General features: G+C 51.2%; 3 protein-coding genes. 1 reads left to right on the top strand and 2 read right to left on the bottom strand.

The genetic code is table 11. The features are described 5' to 3' along the window. A partial coding sequence (locus ACKI61_RS05245; protein ID WP_407456721.1) for a thiamine pyrophosphate-dependent enzyme occupies window positions 1–1234 on the top strand: 1234 nt, incomplete at its 5' end. A 355-nt stretch (window positions 1235–1589) separates the two neighbouring features. On the opposite strand, the gene ACKI61_RS05240 is transcribed toward ACKI61_RS05245, so the two are convergent. Continuing rightward, a complete protein-coding gene (locus tag ACKI61_RS05240; RefSeq protein ID WP_407456722.1) occupies window positions 1590–1676 on the bottom strand; it encodes an LEPR-XLL domain-containing protein in 87 nt (28 codons plus the stop codon). Between the two features lie 54 nt (window positions 1677–1730). Next, window positions 1731–2516: FISUMP domain-containing protein (locus ACKI61_RS05235; RefSeq protein ID WP_407456720.1), on the bottom strand; the 786-nt coding region annotated here is incomplete at its 5' end.

Genomic DNA, 2516 nt, shown 5'->3' with positions numbered 1-2516 from the left:
GGTGCCGCAGGAACCCATCAAGGTTCAGGAAGGCAAGTGCTGGGACTTCTTCGTCGATCTCCCGGAATTCGACCGCACCAAGGTCAACAAGAACCTCGTCAAGCAGGCCATGCTCCTCGAACCTCTGTTCGAATTCTCCGGCTCCTGCGCAGGCTGCGGCGAAACCGCTTACGTGCGTCTCGTTTCTCAGCTGTTCGGTGACCGCATGGTCGTTGCTAACGCTACGGGCTGCTCCTCCATTTACGGCGGTAACCTCCCGACCACTCCGTGGGCAAAGAACAAGGAAGGCCGCGGTCCGGCATGGGCCAACAGCCTCTTCGAAGACAACGCTGAATTCGGTCTCGGTATGCGCCTCGCTATCACGAAGCATGCCAAGCAGGCTTTGAGCCTCCTCGAAGCCGTGAACGTTCCTGCCGAACTCAAGGAAAAGCTCACGACCCAGAAGCAGGACGATGAAGCCGGCATCAAGGCCCAGCGTGAAAACGTTGCCGCCCTGAAGGCTGCCCTCGCCGGTGCTACCGACGACGCATCCGTCAGCCTCCGCGACGAATTCGCCGACTACCTCGTGAAGAAGTCCGTGTGGATCTTCGGTGGTGACGGTTGGGCATACGATATCGGTTACGGTGGTCTCGACCACGTCATGGCAACCGGCGAAAACGTGAACATCTGCGTCCTCGACACCGAAGTGTACTCCAACACTGGTGGACAGGCTTCCAAGGCCACGAACCGTGGCGCAGTCGCCCTCTTCGCTGCCGCTGGTAAGCGCGCCGGCAAGAAGGACCTGGGCCTCATCGCCATGAGCTACAAGAACGTGTACGTGGGCCGTATCGCCCTCGGCGCAAACGACGCTCAGGCCCTGAAGGTTCTTCAGGAAGCAGAAGCACACAATGGTCCGTCGCTGATCATCTGCTACTGCCCCTGCATCAACCACGGTTTCGATCTCAACAGCCAGCTTCAGCACCAGAAGATGGCCGTGGATTCCGGTTACTGGACACTGCTCCGTTACAACCCGGCTCTCGCCGCCGAAGGAAAGGCCCCGCTTATCCTCGACTCCAAGAAGCCGACGATTCCGGTTGCAGAATACATCTACACCGAAAACCGCTACAAGCAGCTCACCCGTAACAATCCGGAAGTGGCCAAGAAGCTCGCCGACGACCTCCAGAAGGAAGTTGACGCCCGCTACGCATTCTATGACGCCATGTCCAAGGATACCGAAGGGTTGATTAGCCTGTAAGAGGTATGAGCACGGTCGCTTCGCTCCCTTCGAGGAGTGAGCGCGGCCCTGCGGGCCTTTGAGGTGTCATCCCCGGCGCCTGTCCTCGCTTGACGGGGATGACCGGGGATCTCCTTTCAAAATTAAAGACGAGAGTCGAAGAAATTTCGGCTCTCGTCTTTTTTTTATAAAGGGGGAAGTCTCCCCCACGCTCCAGCCAAGTCGTCATGGCGGACCTGATCCGCCATCTAGCCTTTTCTTCCGCTACCCCTTCGCCTAAGGGGCAAGCCCCCTAAAACCCCCACCGAAATACTCCCGATAAAAAACGCCCCGGGACGGGAATCCCGGGAACGGTAACGGGCAAAGGAATGACGGGCTAGGCGTCCATCATAAAGCGAGGTTCCAACGCTTCAATCTTGTAGCTGCTGTTTTGGGCACTGTTTTTGAGATTTTTCTTAGACATTCTTTTTTCCTCTTTTAATTACGACTGTTTCACACTAAAAGTAAAATGATTTAACTATTCATCCAAAACGCAGCGGACAGACGCTCCTGTCTCTTTATATAAGACATTTTTATTCATATATTTTTCATCTTTTCCCATATATCCATCATCCGCAGTCGCATAATCTTTGTAAGAATTCTCTGTCGGATAAAACCAATATGCAGTTTCATTTAATTCTTTAAAGCCGCCTCCACCCATCGGAGTTATACGCATTCCAGCCCCCACTAAACTAAAACCTGTATCGTTACTTCCCCCAAAACCAAATGTTGAGCGCGTTCCTTTTACACCATCTTGATTCCCGTTGCTATTGACTATGATATAAAAATCATTATAAGTCAAAAGTCGCCAACCATCAGGGCAAATTCCCCGATGATGATATGTTATAGTATCATATTGGCCGCGACAATCTTTTTGGTTACATTCGCTTGGCAGTTGCATCATTTCTGCCCATTGGTAAAGTCCGCCATAATAGTGGCAATTTAATGTATCATTGTCATAGCAGTAGCGTTCGATTTTAGAATCATCATTTTGGTTTTTAAATCCTCGAACCATATCACCGACATTAAGGTTTTCCACCATCGCATAAATTGTTGCGTTTTTTCCAGACGTATCCTTGCCATCAAACTTCAAATACTTGTACGTTCTACCATTTCGTTTATCTGTAAATTCGAGACAACCTCCGTGGGCATTACAACTAAACGGCCACCATTCAGCATCTGTCCCCCAAGGATTCTGTTTACTACTTGACGATTGAACATCATTTGAACTAGAACTTGATTGTTTAACAGAAGAACTGCTGCT

The organism is Fibrobacter sp., from assembly GCF_045601785.1.
GTDB lineage: Bacteria > Fibrobacterota > Fibrobacteria > Fibrobacterales > Fibrobacteraceae > Fibrobacter.
The sequence above is the reverse complement of the archived record's forward strand: the minus strand, read 5'-3'. Positions and strand labels throughout refer to the sequence as shown.